Raw genomic sequence first — 20,358 nt, 5'->3', positions numbered from 1 at the left:
GCCAGGCGTGTGACCCGATGCCCGCGCGGGAAACCCGGCCCGGCCGGACGACCGGGCAGACCGGCCGCGAGGGTCACCCGGACGGGGGCGTCCAGTCGGCCACCAGTGCGAGCAGCCCGGGGAACCGGGCCTCCAGGTCCGCCACCCGCACCTGGCTGCGCCGCTCCAGCCCGTACTGGCGCTGCCGGGTGACGCCGGCCTCGCGCAGCGCCTTGAAGTGGTGGGTCAGCGAGGACTTGGGCCGGTCGAGGCCGAACCAGCCGCACGGGTGGTCGAACGCCTCGGATTCCAGCAGCAGTTTACGGACGACGCGCAGCCGCAGCGGATCGCTCAGCGCGCCGAGGACGGTCTCCAGCCGCAGGTCCGCCGCGTCGGGCTCGGGCAGCGGGGCCGGCACGTCGGCCGGCTCCGGGGGGACGGGGAAGACGCGGGCGGGGCGGGAGGTGGTCATCGGCTTCCTCTTTTTCACGGGTTCGAACCGTCACGGGTTCGAACGGTCGGACGCTCACTGTACGAGTTCAATCGTACTGCGTGCTAAGTTCGAAATAACTCGTACAGCGGTGCCTGCGGGCTCCGCCGACGGCGCGCCGGTCTGCCCCGGCGCGCCCCGACCGCCGAAAAGGAGCTCCGGTGACGGACATCCGGCTTGCCCCCGTGGCCACACGACCCGCCCGCCAGACGGCCTCCGCCCCGTCCGCCGCCCCGGGCCGGTGGCTGTGGCTCGCCGCCTGGCCGGTGACGGCCGTCTTCGTCCTCTCCAACGCCGCCACGCCGCTCTACGCGCTCTGGCAGCGGGACATCGGCTTCTCCCGAGGCACCCTGACCCTCGTCTTCGCCTGCTATATCGCGGGCCTGATCGGCTCGCTCCTCGTCTCGGGCGTCCTCTCCGACCGGATCGGCCGGCGGCCGGTCCTCGTCCCGGCGGTGCTCCTCGCCCTGGCCGCCTGCGGGATCTTCGCCACCGCCTCGTCCGTCGCGGCCCTGATGGCCGCCCGGCTGCTCACCGGGATCGCCGTCGGCGCGGTCGTCTCCGCCGGCATGGCGGCCGTCTCCGACGTCGCCGGGCCCGCGCGCAAACGGCAGGCGGCGCTGCTCGCCTCCACCGCGATGGTGCTCGGCGCCGGCCTCGGCCCGCTGCTGGCCGGCGTCCTCTCCGAAACCCTCCCGGCCCCCACTGCCACCGTCTTCGGCGTCGAGGCCGTCCTCCTCGTCCTCGCCCTGGCCGTCGTCCTGCGCATGCCCCTCCCGCGCCCGGCCGGCGCCGGCGGCGGCTCCTGGATCCGGGTGCCGGGCGTGCCACGCGGCCGGGGCGGCGACCTGCTGCGGGGCGTCGCCGTCTTCGCCCCCGGCATCACCGCCACCTCGTTCGTCCTCTCCCTCGGCCCCTCCCTGCTCTCCGGCCTCCTCGGCACCACCAACCGGGTGGTCGCCGGCGCCATGGCCTTCGTGATGTTCCTCGCCGCCACCGGCGTCCAGTTCGCCGTCCGCCGGCTGCGCCCCGAGACCGCCCTGGTCGCCGGCGCCGTGAGCACCGTCCTGGCCATGGTGGCCCTCGTCGGCGCGGTCCGCCTCTCCTCGGCCGCCCTCCTCGCCGCCGCCGCGCTGCTCGCCGGCGCGGGCCAGGGCCTGGGGCAGCTCGGCGGGCTCTCCCTGCTGAACGCCGGCGTCCCGGCCCGGCGGCTCGCCGAGGCGAACGCGGCCATGAACGTGGGCGGTTATGTGCCGGCGGGCACCCTGCCGGTCGCCGCCGGCTTCCTCAGCGACGCGGTGGGGCTGCCGACCGGGGCGACGGTCTTCGCGACGGTCCTCGCGGTGGCCGCCGCGGCCGGGGGACTGACCGTCCTGGCCCGCCGGGGCCGCGCCGTGGCGGAGGTCTGACGCGGCGAAGGCCCGGGCGGGCGGGGGCCGGGAATGCTGCCCCGGCCCCCCGCGCTTGTTCGGAGGGGGGCGGACGGAGTGAACTCCCGCGCCCCACGGGTATGCCTGAGCCCGTGTGGCCGGAGGGCGTTCCTCCGACGGCCCGCCGGCACGGACCGCGACGCGACGGAAACACCGAGAGAAAGGCAGTGACATGCCGCTGGAAGGCGAGTACGAACCGAGCCCCGAGCAGTGGGTCAGGGACCAGGTGGAGCAGTACGAGAGCTCCGGCGGGACCGAGGGGACGACGCTGCGCGGCATGCCCGTCGTCGTCCTCACCACGCGCGGGGCCAAGAGCGGGAAGCTCCGCAAGACGCCCCTGATGCGGGTCGAGCACGAGGGACGGTACGCCGTCGTCGCCTCGCAGGGCGGCGCCCCCAAGCACCCGGTCTGGTACCACAACCTCAAGGCCGACCCGCGCGCCGAGCTCCAGGACGGCCCGCTGCGGCAGGACATGACGGCTCGCGAGGTCACCGGCGAGGAGAAGGCCCGCTGGTGGGAGCGCGCGGTGGCGGCGTACCCCGACTACCAGAAGAAGACCGACCGGGAGATCCCCGTCTTCGTCCTGGAACGGGTGCCCGAGGGGCACTGAGCCGGGCGGCGGCCGGCGGACGACGGTGCGCCGCCGGCCGCGGGGTCAGCCCGCGTGGTGGGAGGAGACCATGAGGTCCGCCAGGTCGTCAGGGCGGAGGAACGAAGGGGGCGGCGTCGGCCCCCAGGCGAAGAGACCCGTGGCACCGTCGAAGACCTCGGGTTTCCAGAGATGGTCGTCGGTGATGCAGTCCATGTCGCTGTAGTACTCGGTGAAGTTGCCGGCGGGGTCCTTGAGGTACCAGAAGAAGTTGGCGCCCGCATGGTGACGTCCCAGGCCCCAGACGTGGCGTTCCGGGTGGCCGTCGAGCATGGCGTGGGCCCCGCGCCCGATCTCGTCGATGTCGTCGACCTGCCATGAGGTGTGGTGCAGGAAGGTCACGGGAGCCGCCATCACCATGACGTTGTGGTGATCGGTCGAGCAGCGGAGGAACACCGCCTGGTCCTTGACGGTGTCCGACACCTTGAAGCCCAGGCCGGCGGTGAAGAAGGCCGTCGTGGCCGCGACGTCGGTGGAGCCCATGACCACGTGTCCGAGCTTGCTGGGGCGGACAGGACGGTCCCGGCACACCGCCGCGGCGCGCCCGTGGCGTTCGACGCGCCCCGGGCCGTTGTAGGGCGTCGGCGGGACCGACGGAGGGGTGCGGGGCGGGCCCGTGGTCACCCGCACGGCGACCCGGGTGACCGGGTCGCGGGTGACGAGCTCCCGGGCGCGCGGCGTGCGGGCGACGCCCAGGCGCGCGAGCCGGCCCGCCAGCGCGCGGACGTCGTCTTCGTCGTGCGCCTCGAGGTGGATCTCCGCCAGCCGGCGCGTCGGTGACGGGACGATGCGGAGCTGCCGGCCGCCGTCCCGGGTGGCGAACCAGCCGTCGGTGTCCGGGGTCAGGCCCAGATGGAGGTAGTAGGGCGCCGTCTGTTCGGGGTGCGGCACGCCGATGGTGACGGATGCCAGTCGGTGCAGCGGCACGGTGGACTCCCTGCTTCCCGCGGTACGGACACGCCGGCGCGGGCCGTGCGCCACGGCAGGTCCGGGCCGGTCTCGGGGCGGTCTTCGGGCGGTCAGTGGTCGAAGAGGAGCTGCGTCTTGATGCGCGAACCGGCGTCCGCCCGGAGGGCTTCGGCCGCCTGGTGGGCGGGGTAGCGGTGGGTGAGGAGCAGCCGGGCCTCCTCCACGTGCCGGCTCAGGAAGCGCATGGCCTCCGGGAACGCCCCGGTCCCGCCGACGGACCCCAGGACCGTGAGGCCCTTGGTGGTGAGGAGGTCGCAGCGGACGCCGGTGGTTCTCTGCAGGCCGAAGTACACAACGGTGCTCCCGGGCTCGGTGAGCCGCAGGGCCGTGTTCAGCGGCTCCCCGGCCCCCGCGCAGTCGACCACCAGCGGGTAGCCGGGCGGTGCGGAGGCGTCCGGCGTTCCGCCGGGGGCCGGGGTTTCTTCGGGGGCGTGCCAGACGAGGCCGGGAACCCGTCGCGCGAGCGTCTCCACCTTGCGCCGGTCGCTCTCCAACAGGTGTACCCGGGAGGCCGGGTACGTGGAGGTGGCCAGGAGGCGGACGGCCAGGCCGAGGGGGCCGGCGCCGATGACGAGGACGGGGGCCGCCGCCGGCGCGGGCGCCTTCCGCAAACCCCTCAGCGCGACGGCGAACAACTCGGTCAGGGCCAGGAGGTCGGGCGGGAGGCCGTGCGGATCGGGGTAGAGGTAGCGCGCCGGTACATGGACGTACCGGCTGGAGAAGCCGTCCGTGGTGAGGCCGAACTTCTCGATGCTCCGGCAGAGGTTGCGGTCGGTTCGGCACCGGTCGCACCGGCCGCACCAGCGCGAGCAGTCGCCGGTGACGGTCCGGCCGAGGAGACGGCCCGCGCCGGGGCCCGCCGCCACGACTTCCCCCGCCCACTCGTGTCCGAAACGGAGGGGATAGGCGCACGGGCCGCCGTACGTCCCTTGGTAGAGCCGGTAATCGCTGCCGCACAGCCCCACGCGGTCCACTCGGACCATCACCTCTCCCGGCGCGGGACCGGCCGGGGGCCCGAGCGGGCGGATCAGGAGCCGGCCGGGACCGGCGAGCAGCAGTTCCACCGGCCTCTGCCCGGGGACGGCTCCCTCCGTGCCGTGTGCCGTGGTCACGAGAGGCCGGCCCGGGCGGCGTGGAGGACGTCGTGGCTGCGGCGCAGCACCTCGCGGTAGCGGTGCGCCTGGTTGTAGAGCTCCACGCTCACCCAACCCCGGTACCCGCTCCTGCCGAGGAGGGCGAAGAAGGCGGGGAAATCGATGTCCCCGTCCCCCGGGATCTCGTGGCGGTGGTGCCTTCCTTTGATGTCCTCGATCTGAATGTGCCGGGTGATGGGGAGCCACTGTTCACTGGCTCCGAGATAGTCGTCTTCCACCACCCGGCAGTGGCCGAGGTCCTGGCAGAGCGTCAGGGATTCCAGCCCCGGCTCGGTGCGCAAGGAGCCGACCTGGGCATTGGTCCGGATCAGAAAACCGGGTTCGGGTTCCAAGGACAGTGCGACGTCCTCCCCGGCGTACTCCAGCAGGGCGAGAACGCCGTCCTTGAGCCGGCGCGCGGCTTCGCCGGGATCCGTGCCGGGATGGAGCTTGCCGCTGGCGAAACCGACGGTGGGAATGCCCAGTTCCCGGGCCATGTCCACCGCTTTGGTCAGCAGTTCCGTGCGCTGCCGGCGCCCTTCGGCGGTCGGATGGACCAAGGATGGTTCGAAGCGCTCTCCGCCGAGCAGCCGGGCGTCCCCGGCCGCCAGCGCACAGGCCGTGATCCCGGCCTTCTCCAGCCGGGCGCGTACGCGTGCGGCGTGCGACGGCGTGAAGTCGAAAGGGTCGAGCCGGCCACGGGCCAACGACAGTTCGATACCGCTGAATCCGGCGGCGGCGACTTCCTCGATGGCAACGGGAAGCGGGACGCTGTGCAGCCCGTTGTCGTTGTAGGCGAGAGGGACCACCGGAACGCCTCCTCGGCGGGAGAGATCACTGGTCGGTGCGGTGGCTAGCCGGTGACGGTCATGCTCACGGGGCCACCGGCGCCCGTCATGCCGCGCGGGGCGAGGCAGTCCAGCAGGCCGACGTTGGGCAGGATCTTCGTCTGCACCGTGGTGGCGCCCGCGAAGGCGCCCGAGACCACGGATCCCGTCGCCACGACGACGGTGGTGCCGTTCGGCTTGAGGTTCACTTTGAACCTGCCTTCCACCACGCTCGTCGCGCCGGTGTTCCAGTGGTACACCGACCTTTCCGTGACCTCTCCGGAGAGGCAACTCGCGTGTCCCTCGCTGGTGGTGGTGAAAACGGCGCCTTTCAGCCCCGCTGCCCCCGTCGACAGGCACGTGGTCGGCGTCCCGTGAGCCGTGTAGCGCGTGTACCGCGGGGAAAGGGTCAATCCCGGTCGGTACGTGGTGAATTGCGTTCCCAGTGGGCAGGTGACGTCGACGAGGGATCTTCCGGACGGGGTGGGCGCGCGGCGGATTCCCCCGCGGGAATGTGCAGCATCACGTCGAGTACGGCGGATGCCGCGAAAAGACGGGCGGTCTTGGCCAGCTCGACAAGGTGTACCCCGATTCCTTTCGAGCCGTGATGTTCCCGACTGGCTGTGGAGTGTCCCGGAGGTCCACCGGGGTCCGGGCGTGAGGTGGTGCGGAAACTCCGTGCGCGTACCGGTGGCCGGGCCGGCGCGTACGCGATGCGGATCGCTCGCGGGCCCGTGCGGCCCAAGGGGGAATTCCCTCTGACGATGCCCGGCCGTTTTTGCGATCATGCCATCGCCCACACGATCGGGTGCGCGGGCAAACACGCGAGCTCCGGCCCGTTCGCACGCGGAAGGTGGCGGCGTGCGCGTCGCGCCCCGCACCGGATCGCCGTGGCGGTGACCGCTCAGCCGGCCAGCAGCCGGGAGGCCGTCACCGCCCCCGGGCTGGTCTCCGCCAGCGCCTCGGTGAGGGCCTCGCCGGCCGTGGCGAGGTCCGCGTCGCTCATCGGCCCGAGCGCGTCGAGGACGAACAGCGCCCGGGTGGTGGTGCCGGTGAGCCGGGTGCGTGTGCACTGGCGCCAGTTCCAGCGCCGGCAGGTGACGCCCGCGTCGTCCCGCCAGACCACCTCGCCGGGCGGGCAGTGCTCGACGACGGGCTCCCCGCCCGCCGTGGTCCCGAACGGCTCGTCGCCGGTGGCCCGGACCAGGCGGGGCGCGCCGGCGTAGTGGTCCAGGTCCTCGCCGCCGAGCGGGATGACGTGCGCGACGGAGACCGCGTTGTAGACGTCCGTGAGCCGGTCCACGCGCGGCAGCCCGGCGGGGACGCGGCGGAGCAGGGCCTCGGCGCTCGGCCGGGTGCGCTGCGGCTTGGCGCCGAACGCCCGGAACGCCTCGCGCCAGGCGGCCAGGTGCGGGTGCTCCTCGGGCGGCGCGTCGCCGAACCGGCGGCGGGCGGTCCCCTCGGCCGCCGCCAGCAGCCGCTCGCTCGCGGCGTCGCTCGGCCCGGGCCGGAGACCCTCGGCGGCGATGAGGAGGGCTCGGTAGTCGGGCCGCAGCGCGCGCACCGCGGGGTCGATGACGGCGGAGTCGAGCAGGCTCTTGAGGTCGGCGGCGGGCATGACTCTCCTTGAGTTCACTGGAATGCACTCAAGAGTGCCATAGGATGTACTGGAAGGGAATTGATCTCCTTCCGAGGCGGCACCTCGGACCGGCGCCGCCGGTCCTCCTGGGCGAGGCGGTCGAAGCAGCCGTAGTTGCGCTGCGCGACGATCCTGCCGTCGCGGAACTCCAGGAACGCGGCGAAGCGGGCCCGCGGTTCGTGTCCGGCGGGCAGCTCGCCCAGCGGTACGGCGCGCGTGCCGCGCCGGCGGACCTCCAGGGCGACCGTGTCACCGGCCGCGACCGCCTCGACGATGTCGAACGCCTGGTGGCTCAGCACGGCGCGGCCCCGCTCCGCCGTCTCCAGGATCGCGAGCAGGCCGCGGACCGCGCCGTCGGGGGCCAGGGCGTTGGGGAACTCGTGCTGCACCACGTCCGGATGGAAGAAGCCCGCCGGCTCCTCGGCGGTGGCCCGGCGGGTCAGGGCGGTGTGGTAGCGGACGGCGGTCCCGACGTCGGGGTGTCGCGGGGTGCCCGTCATGGCCGTCACGGCAGGGCCGCGGCCGTGGTGGGCGGAAGGCGCCCGGGCGGCCGGCGGGTGCGGGGCCGGTGGTGTCAGGCGAGCCCGAACACGTCGACGGCGTCGCCGAGCGGCCGGTAGCGCTCGGGGGCCGTGGTGAAGACCGTCCACCCGGAGGGCACGGCGACGGCGGCCGTGTGCGCGAGGGCGATGTCGTCGAGCGCGTACCGCCGCATCATCGTCCCGGCCGCCTCGACGGCCGTCAGGTCCAGCGGCCGGATGAGCACCGAGGGGCCGCAGCGGGCGAGCAGGAGTTCCAGCGCCGCCCGGGCGCGGCCGGGCTTCTCGCGCTCGGCGAGGACGAGCTCGGTCTGCGGCACGTTGACCGAGACGGCGTGCCAGCTCCACCGGTCGGTGAGGACCTCGTGCTCGATCCTGCGGTCGGTGGCCAGGTCGGAGAGGAAGCCGGCGTCGAGGACGACGCCCGTCACCGCGTCGGCGGTCACGCGGCGCTGCTCCGGCGGGTGGCGATGTACTGGTCGAGGGGCAGCCGGGTGCGGCGGCCGGTCGCGTCGTCCGCCCACTGGCGGGCCAGGGCGATGTACTCCTCGTCCAGGCCGAAGTCCTGCCGCAGCCGCTCCTCGCTCTCGCGGTGGCGGCGGTCGCGGTCGATCTGGCCGGCCAGCGTTCTCGTCACGAAGGCGGACACGGACTCGATCACGTTCGCGTCCTTCAAGCCGCGCAACTGCTCGGCCAGCTCGCGGGGGACCGTGATGCTGATCCGCTCGAAGTCGGGGGTCTGCTCGTCGCCCATGGTCGAATACTACGGGAGCCGCCCCCTGGCGCACCGTCCGTCGGGTGACGCGGCGGCGCGCGCCGGGGCCCGGGCCCCGGCCCGCACAACGCGCGCCGTGCGCGCGGGGGTTGACGCTCCGGGTCGCGCGCGGGTGGGCGTGGCGCGGAGTGAGGCCCGGATGCGGGCAGGGGCCGTCGGCGACGGTGTGTTCAAGGTGGTGCTGGGCGCGGCCTTCGCCCTCGGTGCCGCATGGCTCGACGGGCCCCTCGGCGCGCCGTCCTGGCTGCTGGTCGCCGCCGGCGTCGCGCTGCTGGCCGGCGGGGGCGTCGAACTCCGGTACGTGCGCCACCGCCCGCTGCCCGTCTACCTGCGGCTGATGATCACCTACGACGGCGGCTGGGCGCTGGCCACGCTCGCCGCTCTTGTGGTGGCCTGGCGGGGCGGTACCGCCGGGGGCGAGGTGTGGGTCGCCTACCAGGCGGTGGCCCCGCTCGTGTTCGCGACGTTGCTGGCGTCCGCCGCGCCCGTGCGGTCCGCCGTGTCCTGACGGCCCCCCTGCCCGCCGCCGGCGGGCGCGGGCCGGGGGGCCGGTCTAGGGTCGGAACCGTGCGGTACCGGACAGGACGGGACGGAGGCGGGCCGCCCGGGCGTTCCGGGCCGGCCCGTCCGAGCGGGTCCCGATGACCACGCACCACCGGGAGGAACGGCTGGGCGGCGCCACGGCGCTCGCCTCCCGCCGCGTGGCCTGGATCCGGCTCGCCCTGGCCGTCCCCCTGTTCATGGCGGGCCGCCGGCCGCCCGACGTCTCGTACCGGCACTGGTTCGACGGCCTGCTCGTCGCCTACCTGCTCTGGGCCGTCGGGCGGATGCTGTGGATCCGGCGCCGCCCGGTGGCCGACGTGCGCGGCGCCGCGGGTGCCGTCGTCGTGGACCTCGCGCTGATCACGGCCCTCGCCGCGGTCTCCGGCGGCCCGGACTCCCCGGTCCGCTACGCCTACTTCCTGTGGTCCACGGCCACCGTCCTGTGGCAGATGCCGAAGGTCACGGCCGTCTTCGGCGCCGCCTGCATGGTCTGCTACGCGGCGATGTCGGTGCCGCACGCGCTGACGCAACCGCCGGAGGAGTCCTGGGACATCGTCGTCGACGAGGCGTACCTGCTGTGGACGGTCTGCGCCTCGGTGCTCATCGCGGTCCTGCTGGCCCGGCGCAGCGAGCGGGTGGCCGAACTGCTGCGCACCCGCGAACTGCTGCTCGACGACGCGCTCGCCGCCGAGACCCGCGAACGGTCCCGGGTCGCCGACTCCCTGCACGACGGCGCCGTGCAGACGCTGCTGGCCGCCCTGCACGACCTGGAGGAGGCCGAGGACGCCGTCACGGACCCCGCTGCCCGCGCCGCCCTCGACCGGGCCCAGGGCGAAGTGCGGCGCACCGTCCGGGAGATGCGGGAGATCATCTTCAATCTCCATCCGCAGATCCTCGCCGCCGCCGGGCTCGGTGCCGCGCTGGAGGCGGCGGGGGAGCGGTTCGCTCGGCGCGGCGGCTTCCGTGTCCACTACGACGTGCGGCTGCCCGGCCGCGTCGGCCACGAGGCCCTGCTCTACTCCACCGCCCGGGAACTCCTCCGCAACATCGTCCGGCACGCGCGGGCCGACGACGTCTGGGTGACGCTGGCCACCGAGGGCGACGAGACCGTGCTGACCGTCCGCGACAACGGCGTCGGCTTCGACCCGCACGTCGTCCAGGAGCGGCTGCGGGCCGGGCACATCGGCCTGGCCAGCCACTCCGTGCGGGTGGAGACCGCGGGCGGGCGGTTCACGGTGGAGAGCGCGCCGGGCGGCGGCGCGACGGTCGAGGTCCGCCTGCCGACGGCGGCGCCACCGCTGCCATCGGGGAGTCGAACATGACGGCCCGCGCCGCCCGTGTGGCGCGGTGGCCGGTTTCGCACCCCGGGGAAGAAGGGGCGTGCAACCCCTCCCGGGGGTGGGGTGTCTGTACGGGCACGGAGACGGCCGTCCCGCGTACGTTCACCGAACAGGCACCATGCGACCCGAGACCTCCAGGGAGGACACCGTGAAGCGTGCCGTACGTGCCCGCGTCGCCGGAGCCACGCTGCTCGCCGCCACCACCGTCACCGCGCTGGTGGCGGGCACCGGAACGTCCGCCGCCGCGCCGGCCCGCGCCACGGCCGCGTACAACAAGGAGTGCGGCGCCGGATACACGCAGGTCAACCAGATCCCGATCCCGGGCCGCGGGGCGGTCTTCCTGGCCTACAACTCCGCCAACGGCAAGAACTGCGTGGTCACCAAGCGGGACGGCGCGAGCGGATCGAAGCTGTGGGTGGGCTCCTGGATCCAGCGCGACAAGGACCTGAAGTCGAAGCAGGAGCAGTACGGCTTCTTCACCTCCTACGCGGGGCCGGTCTACCTGGAGGCCAAGGGCAAGTGCGTCGACTGGGGCGGCGAGATCGACGGTTACGTCGTGGCCCGCTACAAGACGAACTGCGGCACTCTCGCCCCGGCCGGGCGGTAGGCCCGCCTGCCTCGGGATCAGGGCGGGGTCGGAACCGGAGCGGTGGGGCGGCGGGGGCTGTCACCCGCCGGTCCCGGGCACGCCGCGCCGCCGCCGGCCGCACGCCGCGGTGCCCACGGCCGCGGCGACGCCCGCGGCCGCCGCCCGTATCAGCGCCGCGTTCCCGGGCGCCGGGGAGCCGTCCGGGAGGTGGAGGACGTCCTCCAGGCCGACGCGCGTCGACAGGCCCTGACGCAGGGCCAGCCGGAGCACGGGCCAGGCGCCGCCGTCCTCGCCGTGGAGGAGGACGGGCGCGGGCGGGTCCGTCCCGATGTCGTCCAGCAGCGCGCGGGCCGACCGCTCGGCGGTGCCGGGGTCGGTGTCGGTGACCTCGGCCAGGATCCGCAGCACCGAGCCCGCGCGGGGCGAGGCGCGGAAGCGGGCCACCGCGTCCGTGCCCGAGAACAGGCCCGCCTCGACGGCGACGCCGCGCTCCGCCAGCGCGGCGGCGACCTCGTCGGCGCCCTCCTCGTGCCAGTTGACGGACGCGTGGTCCGGCAGGACCGTCCACGACCGGACGAGCGCGGCGCGTATCCGGGGGTCGGGCGCGGCCCACGCGCCGGTGGTGACGCCGACCGGCACCCCCGGCACCGCGGCCCGCACCCGCTCGACGGCCTCGGCGACGGCCACCGGGTCGAGGGTGTCCGCGCCCGCCGCGTCCTTCGGGTGCACATGGAGGTCCACCGCCCCGGCGGCGACCGCCTCCCGTGCCGCTGCCGCCAGTTCGGCGGCGGTGACGGGCAGGCCCGGATGCTCCCGCCGGTCGCGGGAACCGTTGAGACACGCTTGCAGGATCATGCCGTCAGCATGCCAGTGGGGTCTGACAACGGCCCCGGCGCAGGCATCGGCCCGGCCTAGGTTCGGCCCCGGCCCGGCGCCGGCCCCGCACCGGTTTGGCCCCGGCCTCGGCTCGTCTCCGTCCCTGTCCCTGTCCCTGTCCCTGTCCCCGTCTCCGTCCCTGTCTCCGTCTCCGTCCCCGGCCCGGTGCAGGCCCGGCCTCCGCTCCGGCCTTGGCCCGGCGCAGGCCCCCGCCGCGCCCCGGCCCGGCCCCGGCGCAGACCCCGGCCCCCGCCCCGGCCCCGGTCCGGACCAACCCGCCCGTCTTGTAGGGATCCCACAGCACGCGCCCGTGCGCCCTGACCCTTGCCACACCGGTGCCCGGGCCCGTCCGTCGGTGAGGATGAGCGGGTGGCCGATCTTCTGAACCCGGCGGACCCCGCCTTCGCGCGCGACCCCTACCCGTACTACGCCCGGCTGCGCGCCCGCGGCCCGGCGGCGCGGGTGGACCTCGCCAACGGCACGCACGCCTGGCTGGTGACCGGTTATCGGGAGGCCCGGGCCGTCCTGGCCGACCCCCGCTTCTCCAACGTGCCCCCGAAGGCCGCCGGCCGCCCCCGGCCCGACTCCCCCGCCCGCCGCGCCCAGGCGTGCCTCGCCCGGCACATGCTCAACTCCGACGCCCCGGACCACACCCGGCTCCGCCGGCTGACCGCCGCCGCGTTCACCCCGCGCCGCGTCGACGCCCTCCGGCCGCGCATCGCGCGGCTGGCCGCCGGGCTGGCCGGGGACCTCGCGGCCCGGCTGGAGCGGGACGGCTCCGCCGACCTCGTCGACGCGTTCGCCTTCCCGCTGCCCGTCCTGGTCATCGGCGAGGTCCTGGGCGTCCCCGAGGCCGACCGCGCCGACCTGCGGGAGTGGACGTACCGCGTCGGATCGCCCGCCGACGCGCTCGCCCCCGGCGCGGTGGACGCCGCCTGGACCGCCCTCCACACGTACTTCACCGCGCTCATCGCGGACAAACGGCGCGCGCCCGGCGACGACCTCTTCAGCTCCCTGGTGCACGATGCCCGGGAGGGCGGCCTGACGGACGGGGAACTCCTCGCGATGGCCTTCCTGTTGCTGTTCGCGGGCTACGAGACGACCATGAACCTCCTCGCCTCCGCCGTCCTGCTCCTGCTCACCCACCCCGGCGAACTGTCCGCCGCCCGGCGCGACACCGGCGGGCGGCGGTGGGACGCCGTGGCCGAGGAGGCGCTGCGGCACGCCAGCCCCCTGGAGGGGACCACCTGGCGGCGGACGACCGAGGAGGTGGACCTCGGCGGGGGAGCGGTCATACCCGCCGGATCCTCCGTCCTCGTCGTCCTCGCCGCCGCCAACCGCGATCCGGGCCGCTTCCCCGAACCGGACGCCTTCCGTCCCGGCCGCTACCTGCCCGGCCCCGAACGGGCCGCCGCCCACGTCGCGTTCGGTCGCGGACCGCATTTCTGCCTCGGCGCCCGGCTGGCCCGGCTGGAGGCGGCGGTCGCCCTGCCGCTGCTCTTCGACGCGCTGCCGGGGCTGCGGCTCGCCGCCGACCCGGGGCTCCTGCCGTACCGGCCGGGGCTGTTGGTGCGGGGGCCGCGGGAGCTGCCCGTGACCCGGTGACGGGCCGGGCGGGCGACGGCCGGAACTCACGGGCGCCCTCCGGCCGTTACCCGGAGGCGAACCGGTCGAGCGCCGCGCGGGCCTCGGACAGGAAGGTCTCGCTGCCCAGGTGACCCGCGTCGGGGACGACGACCAGCCGGGCGTCCGGCCACGCCCTGGCCAGTTCCCAGGCGGTACCCAACGGCCCCGCGACGTCGAACCGGCCGTGCACCAGCACCCCCGGGATCCCGGCCAGCCGGCCCGCGTCCCTCAGCAGGGCGCCCTCCTCCAGCCAGGCACCGTGCGCGAAGTAGTGGGTGACGATCCGGACGAAGCCGCGGCGGGCCCTCGACGGCCGCCCGCTGTAGGGCGCGGGTACGGCGTCGGGCTCCGCGGAGACGACCGCGTCCTCCCAGGCGCACCAGTCGCGCACGGCCCGCTCGCGTACGGCGGCGTCCGGATGTTCCATCAGCCGGGCGTACGCGGCGACCAGGTCCCCGCCGCGGTCCGCCGCCGGGACGCCGTCCCGGAAGCGTTCCCACTGCTCGGGGAAGAAGCGGGCGGCGCCCCGGTACAGCCAGTCGATCTCCGAGCGGCGGGTGGTGGTGACACCGGTGATCACGATCTCCGCGACCCGCTCCGGGTGCCGCTCGGCGTAGGCCAGGACGAGGGTGGACCCCCAGGATCCGCCGAACAGCGTCCACCGGTCGATGCCCAGGTGCTCGCGCAGCCGTTCCATGTCGGCGATCAGGTGGTGGGTGGTGTTGTGCCGCATGTCGGTCGCCGGGTCGGCGGCGTGCGGTGTGCTGCGCCCGCAGCCGCGCTGGTCGAAGAGGACGACGCGGTAGCGGCCCGGGTCGAAGAACCGGCGGACCCCCGGCGAGCAGCCGGACCCCGGCCCGCCGTGCACGACGAGCGCCGGCTTCCCGTCCGGCCTGCCGGACACCTCCCAGTGCACGAGGTTGCCGTCCCCGACGTCGAGCATCCCCTCGTCGTACGGTTCGGTCGGCGGGTACAGCGCGTCGGTTGCCATGCCGGGACCCCCGGGTGGTGTGCGGGCCTTCACGCTAGCCGGAGGCGGCGGTTGACCTTGTCCCCGGGGGAAGCCCCGGCACCGGGGGCGCCGGGCGACTGATCATCCCGGTGCTCGCGTCGGGTACCGGCACCCTGACCGGGCCGCCGCCGGGTGGTGCGGCGACGGGGCGTCACGCCGTCGTCGAACCACCCCTGAACAGGCACAACCACCCCTCCCTAGCGCCACTCCGCACCGCGTAGGGTGAGCGGAATGACGACCCATCCCTTCGATGCCGCCGTGACCGCCCTGAGCCGGAACGCCTGGCTGCCCACGAGTGAAGAGGTGGCCCTGGGCAAGGACTTCTTCCACCGCCGCGAAGGGCTTCAGCGGCGCCTGCTGCCCGGCATGCCCGCCTGCCCCGATCCGCAGGGCTGGGTGACCGAGCACGTGCTGTGGCTGGAGGACGTCGTCGGCATCGTCGACACCCTCCTCGCCGCCTGGCGCGGCTACCTCCCGGACAGTCACATGATCGCCCTCCTGGAGGCCTACGCGCACCAGGCCCGCCCGGCCGTTCCGTACGCCGCCGACCTGCTGCGCGCTTGGGAGGCCGAGGCGTTCGAGTCCTGCTCGGTGGAGGAGGCCGGGTGGTGGGAGGAGTGGCACATCCCGGAGACGGAGCGGCAGGCGCTCGACGCGCTGAACCAGGGGCTGATCCCGATCGGCGCGATGCTGGTCACGGCGGTGGAGCGGGGGGCCGCGGCGGTGTGAGGCGGGGCTTTCGGGTCATATGTCGCGATCTGCGGAAGTGAGTGAAAACGGGGGCGGGTCCGGGTAGAGGCCCAGGTCGGAGCCTGTGGTCCCCGCGCGCGCGGGGCTTACCCCCTACCCCCCGACCCCCACCAACCGGTACCCCCTCTTCGTCACCGTCCCCACCACGCCCCCGTAAGCCCCCAACGCCCCCCGCAGCCTCCCCACCGTCGCCTCCAACGCGCGGAGGGCGTGCTGCTGTTGCCCGGTCTGCCGTCCCGGCACGGCGTCCCCCACCGGAGGCCAGAGCCGTCGCACCAGTTCCTTGCGGCTGAGCACCGTCCCCGGCTGTTCCGCCAGGGCGGTGAGCAGGGCGGCGGGCAGGGGCGGGAGGCGGAGGAGGGTGTCGCCGGCCAGGACGGCCGCGCCCTGGACGATCAGGGGGCCCGCGGGGGTGGAGAGTTCCCGGCGGTGGCGGCGGGGGAGTTCGTCGGTGAGGAGGCGGACGAGGGAGCCGAGGCGGCCGCGGTCGGGCCAGGGGCAGGGAACCCCGGCCGCCACGAGAGGGCGGGCGCACAGGGGGCCTATGCAGACCGCCAGGACGTCGTGGCGGAGGGCGGCCAGAACGTCGTCGCGTCCCGGGCCCGCCGCCGCCAGGAACGCCTCGATGGCCGGTGCGCTGGTGAACGGCAGCGCGTGGATCTCCCGTCGGACGGTCCGGGTGGCGAGCCGGCGCACGGCGTCGGGGTCCTCGGGCGGGCCCCAGCGGTAGACGGGGATCGCGGTCACGGCGGCGCCTCGGGCGCGCAGCGCCTCGGCGAAGCCGGGGGCCGGAGCGCCGTGCTCCTGGACGGCGACGTGCCGTCCGCGCAGGTCGCGGGCGAGCAGCCAGGCGAGGACCGCGTCCGTGGTCTCGGTCTCCGGCGCGTAGTCCTCACGCAGTCCGCAGGCGCGCAGCGCCCCCGTCGTCTTCGAGCCGCGGCTGAGCACGGCGGCCTCCCGGCAGGCCGCGAGCAGAGCTTCGGCGAGGCCCCAGCCCTCCGCGGCGCTCATCCAGCCCCGCCAGCCGACGCCGGTGGTGGCCACCACGTAGTCGACCGGGCGGGCGAGGCACGCCTCGGTGGCGGCGCGGAGCAGCGCGTCGTCGGCGAGCGGCACCATGCGCAGGGCGGGGGCGACGGTCACCGAGGCGCCGCGGCGGAGCAGGAGCGCGGCGAGTTCGTCGCGGCGCCGGTCCGCGGTGACCCCCACCGTGAGGCCCGTCAGCGGCCCGATCGGCTCACCGGGCGCTCCCGGCACGGCTGTTCCCATGGGCCGAGACTCCCCGACGGGGATTAAGCCGTCATTTCGCCGCAGTCACGGGGGCGTAAGGACCGCGCATGCTTTCCTACAAGGACGTGTCGGCGAACGCACATCGGGTAGCGCCGGAGATGTGTGCGACGTGAGCGCGCGGCAACACGGACGTTCCACCGTGGTAACGAGGGCGGATGACGCTTACCGGCATGACCTCAGGAGCACAGCCGGCCGACACCCACTGCCCGTACTGCTCCCTGCAGTGCGGTATGCGGCTGCGCCGTATCGTTTCCCCGGAGTCCCCCGGCGCGGGGCCGGGCGGCACCACCGTCGCGGTGGAGGAGCGGCCGGACTTCCCGGTCAACCGCGGGGCGCTGTGCGGCAAGGGCCGTTCGGCCGCGGCCGTGCTCGCGCCCGGCGCCCGGCTGACCGCGCCCCTGGTCCGTGACCGCCGCACCGGCCGGCTGCGCGAGGCCGGCTGGGACGAGGCGCTGGGCCGGGCCGCCGAGGGACTGGCGGACGCCGCCGCGCGCCACGGCCGGGACGCGGCGGGCGTGTTCGGCGGCGGCGGTCTCACCAACGAGAAGGCGTACCTGCTGGGCAAGTTCGCCCGGGTCGTGCTGCGTACGGCCAACATCGACTACAACGGCCGGTTCTGCATGTCGTCCGCCGCGGCGGCCCAGCGGGCGGCCTTCGGCCTCGACCGGGGGCTGCCCTTCCCGCTCGCGGACATCGCCCGCACCGGCTGCCTCGTCCTGGTCGGCGGCAACCCCGCCGACACCATGCCGCCCGCCATGCGCTACTTCCGGGCCCAACAGGCGGCCGGCGGCACGCTGGTGGTCGTCGATCCGCGCCGCACCCGCACCGCCGAGACCGCCGACCTGCACCTGCGCCCGGCCCCGGGCACGGACCTCGCGCTCGCCCTCGGCCTGCTCCACCTCGTCGTCGCGGACGGGCGGGTGGACGAGGCGTTCGTGGCCGCCCGGACCACCGGCTGGGAGCGGGCCCGCGAGGCCGCCATGGCGCACTGGCCGGAACGGGTGGAACGCCTCACCGGCGTCCCGGTGGCCGCCATGCGGCGGGCCGTGGAACTGTTCTGCGACGCGCCCACCGGCATGGTCCTCACCGCGCGCGGCGGCGAACAGCACAGCAAGGGCGTGGACACCGTCGGCGCGTGGATCAACCTGTGCCTGGCGACGGGCCGGGCCGGCCGGCCGCACAGCGGCTACGGCTGCCTCACCGGACAGGGCAACGGCCAGGGCGGACGCGAACACGGCCAGAAAGCCGACCAGTTGCCCGGCTACCGGTCCATCACCGACGCGGCGGCCCGCGCGCACGTCGCCGCCGTGTGGGGCGTCGACCCCGACACCCTCCCGGGCCCCGGCCGCTCCGCGTACGAACTCCTCGACACGCTCGGCACCGACGGCGGCGTACGCGCCCTGCTGCTCATGGGCTCCAACCCGGTCGTCTCCGCCCCGCACGCCTCCCATGTCACCGAACGGCTGCGCGCCCTCGACTGCCTCGTCGTCTGCGACGTCGTCCGGTCCGAGACCGCCGAACTCGCGGACGTCGTCCTGCCCACCGCCCAATGGGCCGAGGAGACCGGCACCATGACCAACCTGGAAGGCCGGGTGATCCTCCGCCGCCGGGCCCTCGACCCGCCCCCCGGCGTCCGGACCGACCTCGACGTCCTGCACGGACTCGCCGAACGCCTCGGCGTCGGGAAGGGGTTCCCCACGGAGGCCGAGGAAGCCTTCGAGGAACTGCGGGAGGCGTCCGCCGGCGGCCAGGCCGACTACTCCGGCATCGACTACGCCCGGATCCGGGCCGAGGACGGCGTCTTCTGGCCCTGCCCGCGCGCCGGCGCCGGACGGCCCCACCACCCCGGGACCCCGCGGCTGTTCCTCGACCGCTTCGCCACCCCGGACGGCCGCGCCCGGTTCGCCGACGTCTCCCACCGGGCCGCCGCCGAGGAACCGGACGCCGACTATCCGCTGCGCCTCACGACCGGGCGCGTCCTCGCCCACTACCAGAGCGGCGCCCAGACCCGCCGCACCCCCGAGCTCGACCGGGCGGCGCCGGGGCCCTTCGTCGAGGTCCACCCATGGCTGGCGGCCCGGCTGGGCGTCGCCGACGGCACCCCGCTGACGGTCACCAGCCGGCGGGGGAGCGTCACCGCGCCCGCCGTCGTCACCGACCGGATCCGGCCCGACACGGTCTTCATGCCCTTCCACTGGCCCGGCCCCGGCCGCGCCAACACCCTCACCAACCCCGCCCTCGACCCCGTCTCGCGCATGCCGGAGTTCAAGGTGTGCGCGGTACGGGTGGAGGCGGCGGTGACCGAGGGGGCGCGGTGAGCGGGACGGCCGGTACGGGTGCCGGGCGCCCTTCGCGCCCTGTCGGGGCCGCCGCCCGGGGCGCGTCCCGCCCGCGCGGCCCCCACCACGTCGCCGTCGTCGGGGCGGGGATGGCCGCCGCCCGGTTCGCGCGGCAGCTGCTCGCGCTCGCGCCGGACGGGAGCGCGCGGGTGACGCTCTACGGCGCGGAACCGTACGCGCCCTACAACCGCACCCTCCTCACCGGCCTGCTGCGCGGCCGGTACGCGTCCGGCACCATCGCCCTGCCCACCGGCGGGGCGGCCGTCCGCACCGGCACCGAGGTCGTCGCGATCGACCCTGGGGCGCGCACCCTGCGCACGGCCGGCGGGGAGACCGCCGCGTACGACACCCTCGTCCTGGCCACCGGCGCCGCGCCCGTCGTACCGGACCTGCCCGGTCTGCGCACCGCCGCCGGGGCGCTCAGGGACGGCGTCCACCCGCTGCGCACCCTCGGCGACCGCGCCCGGATCGCCGCGGCCGTCCGGAGCGGCGGGACGGCCGTCGTCGTCGGCGGGGGAGTCCTCGGCGTCGACGCGGCGCAGGCGCTCGCCGGGGCGGGGGCCGGGGTCCATCTGGTGCACGACCGGGAACACCTGCTGGACCGTCACCTCGACGCGGGTGCCGCCGGGATCGTGCGCCGTACCCTCGCCTCGCTCGGCGTCCGCGTGCACCACGAGCCGGGCGTCCTCACGGCGCTCGGCGCCAACGGCCGGATCGTCGGCTTCCGGTTGTCCGACGGGACGCGGATCGACGCCCGGACCACCGTCCTCGCCTGCGGGGCGCGACCCCGCACGGACCTCGCGCGGGCCGCCGGGCTCGCCGTGGCCACCGGCGTCGTCGTGGACGACACCCTCGCCACGTCTGCCCCGCGCGTGTACGCGATCGGCGACTGCGCCGAGCACCGGAACGCCGTCCACGGCCGGGCGGAAGCCGCCTGGGAACAGGCCGACGCCCTGGCCGCCGCCCTCGCGGCGGAGTTCTCCGGGACCCCGGCCGGCACGCGTCCCCCCGCCCCTCCCGTCCTCCTCCGGCTCGGCGGAGGGCCGGTGGACGTGGCCGCGTTCGGCGACTCGACGGCCGCGGGCGGCGACACCGAGGTCGTCACCCTGGCCGACGCGACGCGCGGCACCTACCGGAAGCTGGTCCTGCGCGGGGGCGTGCCCGTCGGCGCGATCCTCGTCGGCGACCTGACCACCGTGGGCGACGTGGCGGACGCCGTGGCACGCGGCGAGCCGGTGGCGGGCGACGCGCTGGGACTGCTCGTGGGGGAGGGCCGCCCATGAGGCCGCGCCACGCCACCCGAGCGGCTCCCCGCCACCACCCGCCCCCGCGCGGTCGGCAAGGGGTCCCGGGGGCTGTGCGCGGCGCCGGGGGCGACGGTCCGTCAAGGTCGTCCGACGGCGTCGTCGGGAGCGGTACCGCCGCCTGGCGCACCCGTCACACCGGCTGAACCGACCTCCCCGGCGAAGGCGCCGGGGCCGACCGACAGCGAGCCCACTTCGGGGCGTCGCCGGACGCGAGTGCGATCGTGCGGCGTCTCGTCACCACCGTCCCCCTCCCCGG

Annotated in this window: 21 protein-coding genes; 9 read left to right on the top strand and 12 right to left on the bottom strand. The window is 75.4% G+C overall.

Features of this window, described 5'->3' with window-relative positions:
* Nucleotides 1-73 precede the first annotated feature (73 nt).
* Complete coding sequence (locus tag J7W19_RS01710; RefSeq protein WP_004941500.1) at nt 74-451, bottom strand: ArsR/SmtB family transcription factor; 378 nt, start codon at nt 449-451, stop codon at nt 74-76.
* Nucleotides 452-654: 203 nt separating this feature from the next.
* Here J7W19_RS01710 and J7W19_RS01705 point away from each other — a divergent pair, with 203 nt between their 5' ends.
* On the top strand, nt 655-1,878 hold the full coding sequence (locus J7W19_RS01705) for an MFS transporter (protein ID WP_233478215.1): 1,224 nt from the start codon (nt 655-657) through the stop codon (nt 1,876-1,878).
* Between the two features lie 193 nt (nt 1,879-2,071).
* Nucleotides 2,072-2,509 carry a nitroreductase family deazaflavin-dependent oxidoreductase gene (locus J7W19_RS01700; protein WP_004941495.1) on the top strand — a complete coding sequence of 146 codons (438 nt, stop codon included), beginning with the start codon at nt 2,072-2,074 and terminating at the stop codon, nt 2,507-2,509.
* A 45-nt stretch (nt 2,510-2,554) separates the two neighbouring features.
* On the opposite strand, the gene J7W19_RS01695 is transcribed toward J7W19_RS01700, so the two are convergent.
* From J7W19_RS01695 to J7W19_RS01660, 8 genes are all read right to left on the bottom strand, one after another.
* Nucleotides 2,555-3,475 (bottom strand): VOC family protein, encoded by a 921-nt coding sequence (locus tag J7W19_RS01695; protein WP_004941491.1) that lies wholly within the window; start codon nt 3,473-3,475, stop codon nt 2,555-2,557.
* A gap of 92 nt (nt 3,476-3,567) precedes the next feature.
* Nucleotides 3,568-4,629, bottom strand: a complete 1,062-nt coding sequence (locus tag J7W19_RS01690) for a zinc-dependent alcohol dehydrogenase (RefSeq protein WP_158688750.1) — start codon at nt 4,627-4,629, stop codon at nt 3,568-3,570.
* Nucleotides 4,626-5,459, bottom strand: coding sequence for a sugar phosphate isomerase/epimerase family protein (locus tag J7W19_RS01685; protein ID WP_004941488.1), 834 nt, complete (start codon nt 5,457-5,459; stop codon nt 4,626-4,628). The genes J7W19_RS01690 and J7W19_RS01685 overlap by 4 nt, the downstream gene beginning before the upstream one ends.
* 44 nt (nt 5,460-5,503) lie before the next feature.
* A complete protein-coding gene (locus J7W19_RS01680; protein WP_004941485.1) occupies nt 5,504-5,737 on the bottom strand; it encodes a hypothetical protein in 234 nt (77 codons plus the stop codon).
* Between the two features lie 644 nt (nt 5,738-6,381).
* A complete protein-coding gene (locus tag J7W19_RS01675; protein ID WP_004941484.1) occupies nt 6,382-7,095 on the bottom strand; it encodes a B3/B4 domain-containing protein in 714 nt (237 codons plus the stop codon).
* Nucleotides 7,096-7,109: 14 nt separating this feature from the next.
* On the bottom strand, nt 7,110-7,616 hold the full coding sequence (locus tag J7W19_RS01670; RefSeq protein WP_004941481.1) for a nuclear transport factor 2 family protein: 507 nt from the start codon (nt 7,614-7,616) through the stop codon (nt 7,110-7,112).
* 74 nt (nt 7,617-7,690) lie between these two features.
* A complete protein-coding gene (locus J7W19_RS01665) occupies nt 7,691-8,101 on the bottom strand; it encodes a hypothetical protein (protein ID WP_004941479.1) in 411 nt (136 codons plus the stop codon).
* The gene (locus J7W19_RS01660; RefSeq protein ID WP_004941477.1) at nt 8,098-8,409 is read right to left on the bottom strand and encodes a hypothetical protein; all 312 of its coding nucleotides are present in this window, start codon (nt 8,407-8,409) and stop codon (nt 8,098-8,100) included. The genes J7W19_RS01665 and J7W19_RS01660 overlap by 4 nt, the downstream gene beginning before the upstream one ends.
* A 160-nt stretch (nt 8,410-8,569) precedes the next feature.
* Between J7W19_RS01660 and J7W19_RS01655 the strand changes: the two genes are divergently transcribed.
* The 3 genes from J7W19_RS01655 (at nt 8,570) to J7W19_RS01645 (ending at nt 10,920) form a co-directional block, all read left to right on the top strand.
* A complete protein-coding gene (locus J7W19_RS01655; protein WP_004941475.1) occupies nt 8,570-8,938 on the top strand; it encodes a hypothetical protein in 369 nt (122 codons plus the stop codon).
* A 133-nt stretch (nt 8,939-9,071) separates the two neighbouring features.
* Nucleotides 9,072-10,295, top strand: a complete 1,224-nt coding sequence (locus J7W19_RS01650) for a sensor histidine kinase (protein ID WP_004941471.1) — start codon at nt 9,072-9,074, stop codon at nt 10,293-10,295.
* Nucleotides 10,296-10,461: 166 nt separating this feature from the next.
* Complete coding sequence (locus tag J7W19_RS01645) at nt 10,462-10,920, top strand: hypothetical protein (protein ID WP_004941469.1); 459 nt, start codon at nt 10,462-10,464, stop codon at nt 10,918-10,920.
* Between the two features lie 60 nt (nt 10,921-10,980).
* Here J7W19_RS01645 and J7W19_RS01640 read toward each other — a convergent pair whose 3' ends face one another.
* Entirely contained in the window at nt 10,981-11,757 is a 777-nt protein-coding gene (locus J7W19_RS01640; protein ID WP_004941467.1) for a 3-keto-5-aminohexanoate cleavage protein, read from the bottom strand.
* Nucleotides 11,758-12,147: 390 nt separating this feature from the next.
* Here J7W19_RS01640 and J7W19_RS01635 point away from each other — a divergent pair, with 390 nt between their 5' ends.
* The gene (locus J7W19_RS01635) at nt 12,148-13,383 is read left to right on the top strand and encodes a cytochrome P450 (RefSeq protein WP_210455247.1); all 1,236 of its coding nucleotides are present in this window, start codon (nt 12,148-12,150) and stop codon (nt 13,381-13,383) included.
* 46 nt (nt 13,384-13,429) lie between these two features.
* Here J7W19_RS01635 and pip read toward each other — a convergent pair whose 3' ends face one another.
* Nucleotides 13,430-14,395 carry a prolyl aminopeptidase gene (gene pip / locus J7W19_RS01630; protein WP_004941461.1) on the bottom strand — a complete coding sequence of 322 codons (966 nt, stop codon included), beginning with the start codon at nt 14,393-14,395 and terminating at the stop codon, nt 13,430-13,432.
* A 252-nt stretch (nt 14,396-14,647) separates the two neighbouring features.
* Here pip and J7W19_RS01625 point away from each other — a divergent pair, with 252 nt between their 5' ends.
* Nucleotides 14,648-15,145 (top strand): hypothetical protein, encoded by a 498-nt coding sequence (locus J7W19_RS01625; protein WP_004941459.1) that lies wholly within the window; start codon nt 14,648-14,650, stop codon nt 15,143-15,145.
* A 114-nt stretch (nt 15,146-15,259) separates the two neighbouring features.
* Here the strand turns inward: J7W19_RS01625 and J7W19_RS01620 are convergent, their stop codons facing one another.
* Nucleotides 15,260-16,435, bottom strand: coding sequence for a uroporphyrinogen-III synthase (locus J7W19_RS01620; RefSeq protein WP_004941458.1), 1,176 nt, complete (start codon nt 16,433-16,435; stop codon nt 15,260-15,262).
* 191 nt (nt 16,436-16,626) lie between these two features.
* On the opposite strand from J7W19_RS01620, the gene J7W19_RS01615 reads away from it, so the two are divergent.
* Nucleotides 16,627-18,774: a molybdopterin oxidoreductase family protein gene (locus J7W19_RS01615; RefSeq protein WP_004941457.1), complete on the top strand. Its 2,148-nt coding sequence runs from the start codon at nt 16,627-16,629 to the stop codon at nt 18,772-18,774.
* Nucleotides 18,771-20,078, top strand: a complete 1,308-nt coding sequence (locus J7W19_RS01610; RefSeq protein WP_004941454.1) for an NAD(P)/FAD-dependent oxidoreductase — start codon at nt 18,771-18,773, stop codon at nt 20,076-20,078. Before J7W19_RS01615 ends, J7W19_RS01610 begins: the two co-directional genes overlap by 4 nt.
* Nucleotides 20,079-20,358: the final 280 nt, after the last annotated feature.

Source organism: Streptomyces mobaraensis NBRC 13819 = DSM 40847 (assembly GCF_017916255.1).
GTDB lineage: Bacteria > Actinomycetota > Actinomycetes > Streptomycetales > Streptomycetaceae > Streptomyces > Streptomyces mobaraensis.
The sequence above is the reverse complement of the archived record's forward strand: the minus strand, read 5'-3'. Positions and strand labels throughout refer to the sequence as shown.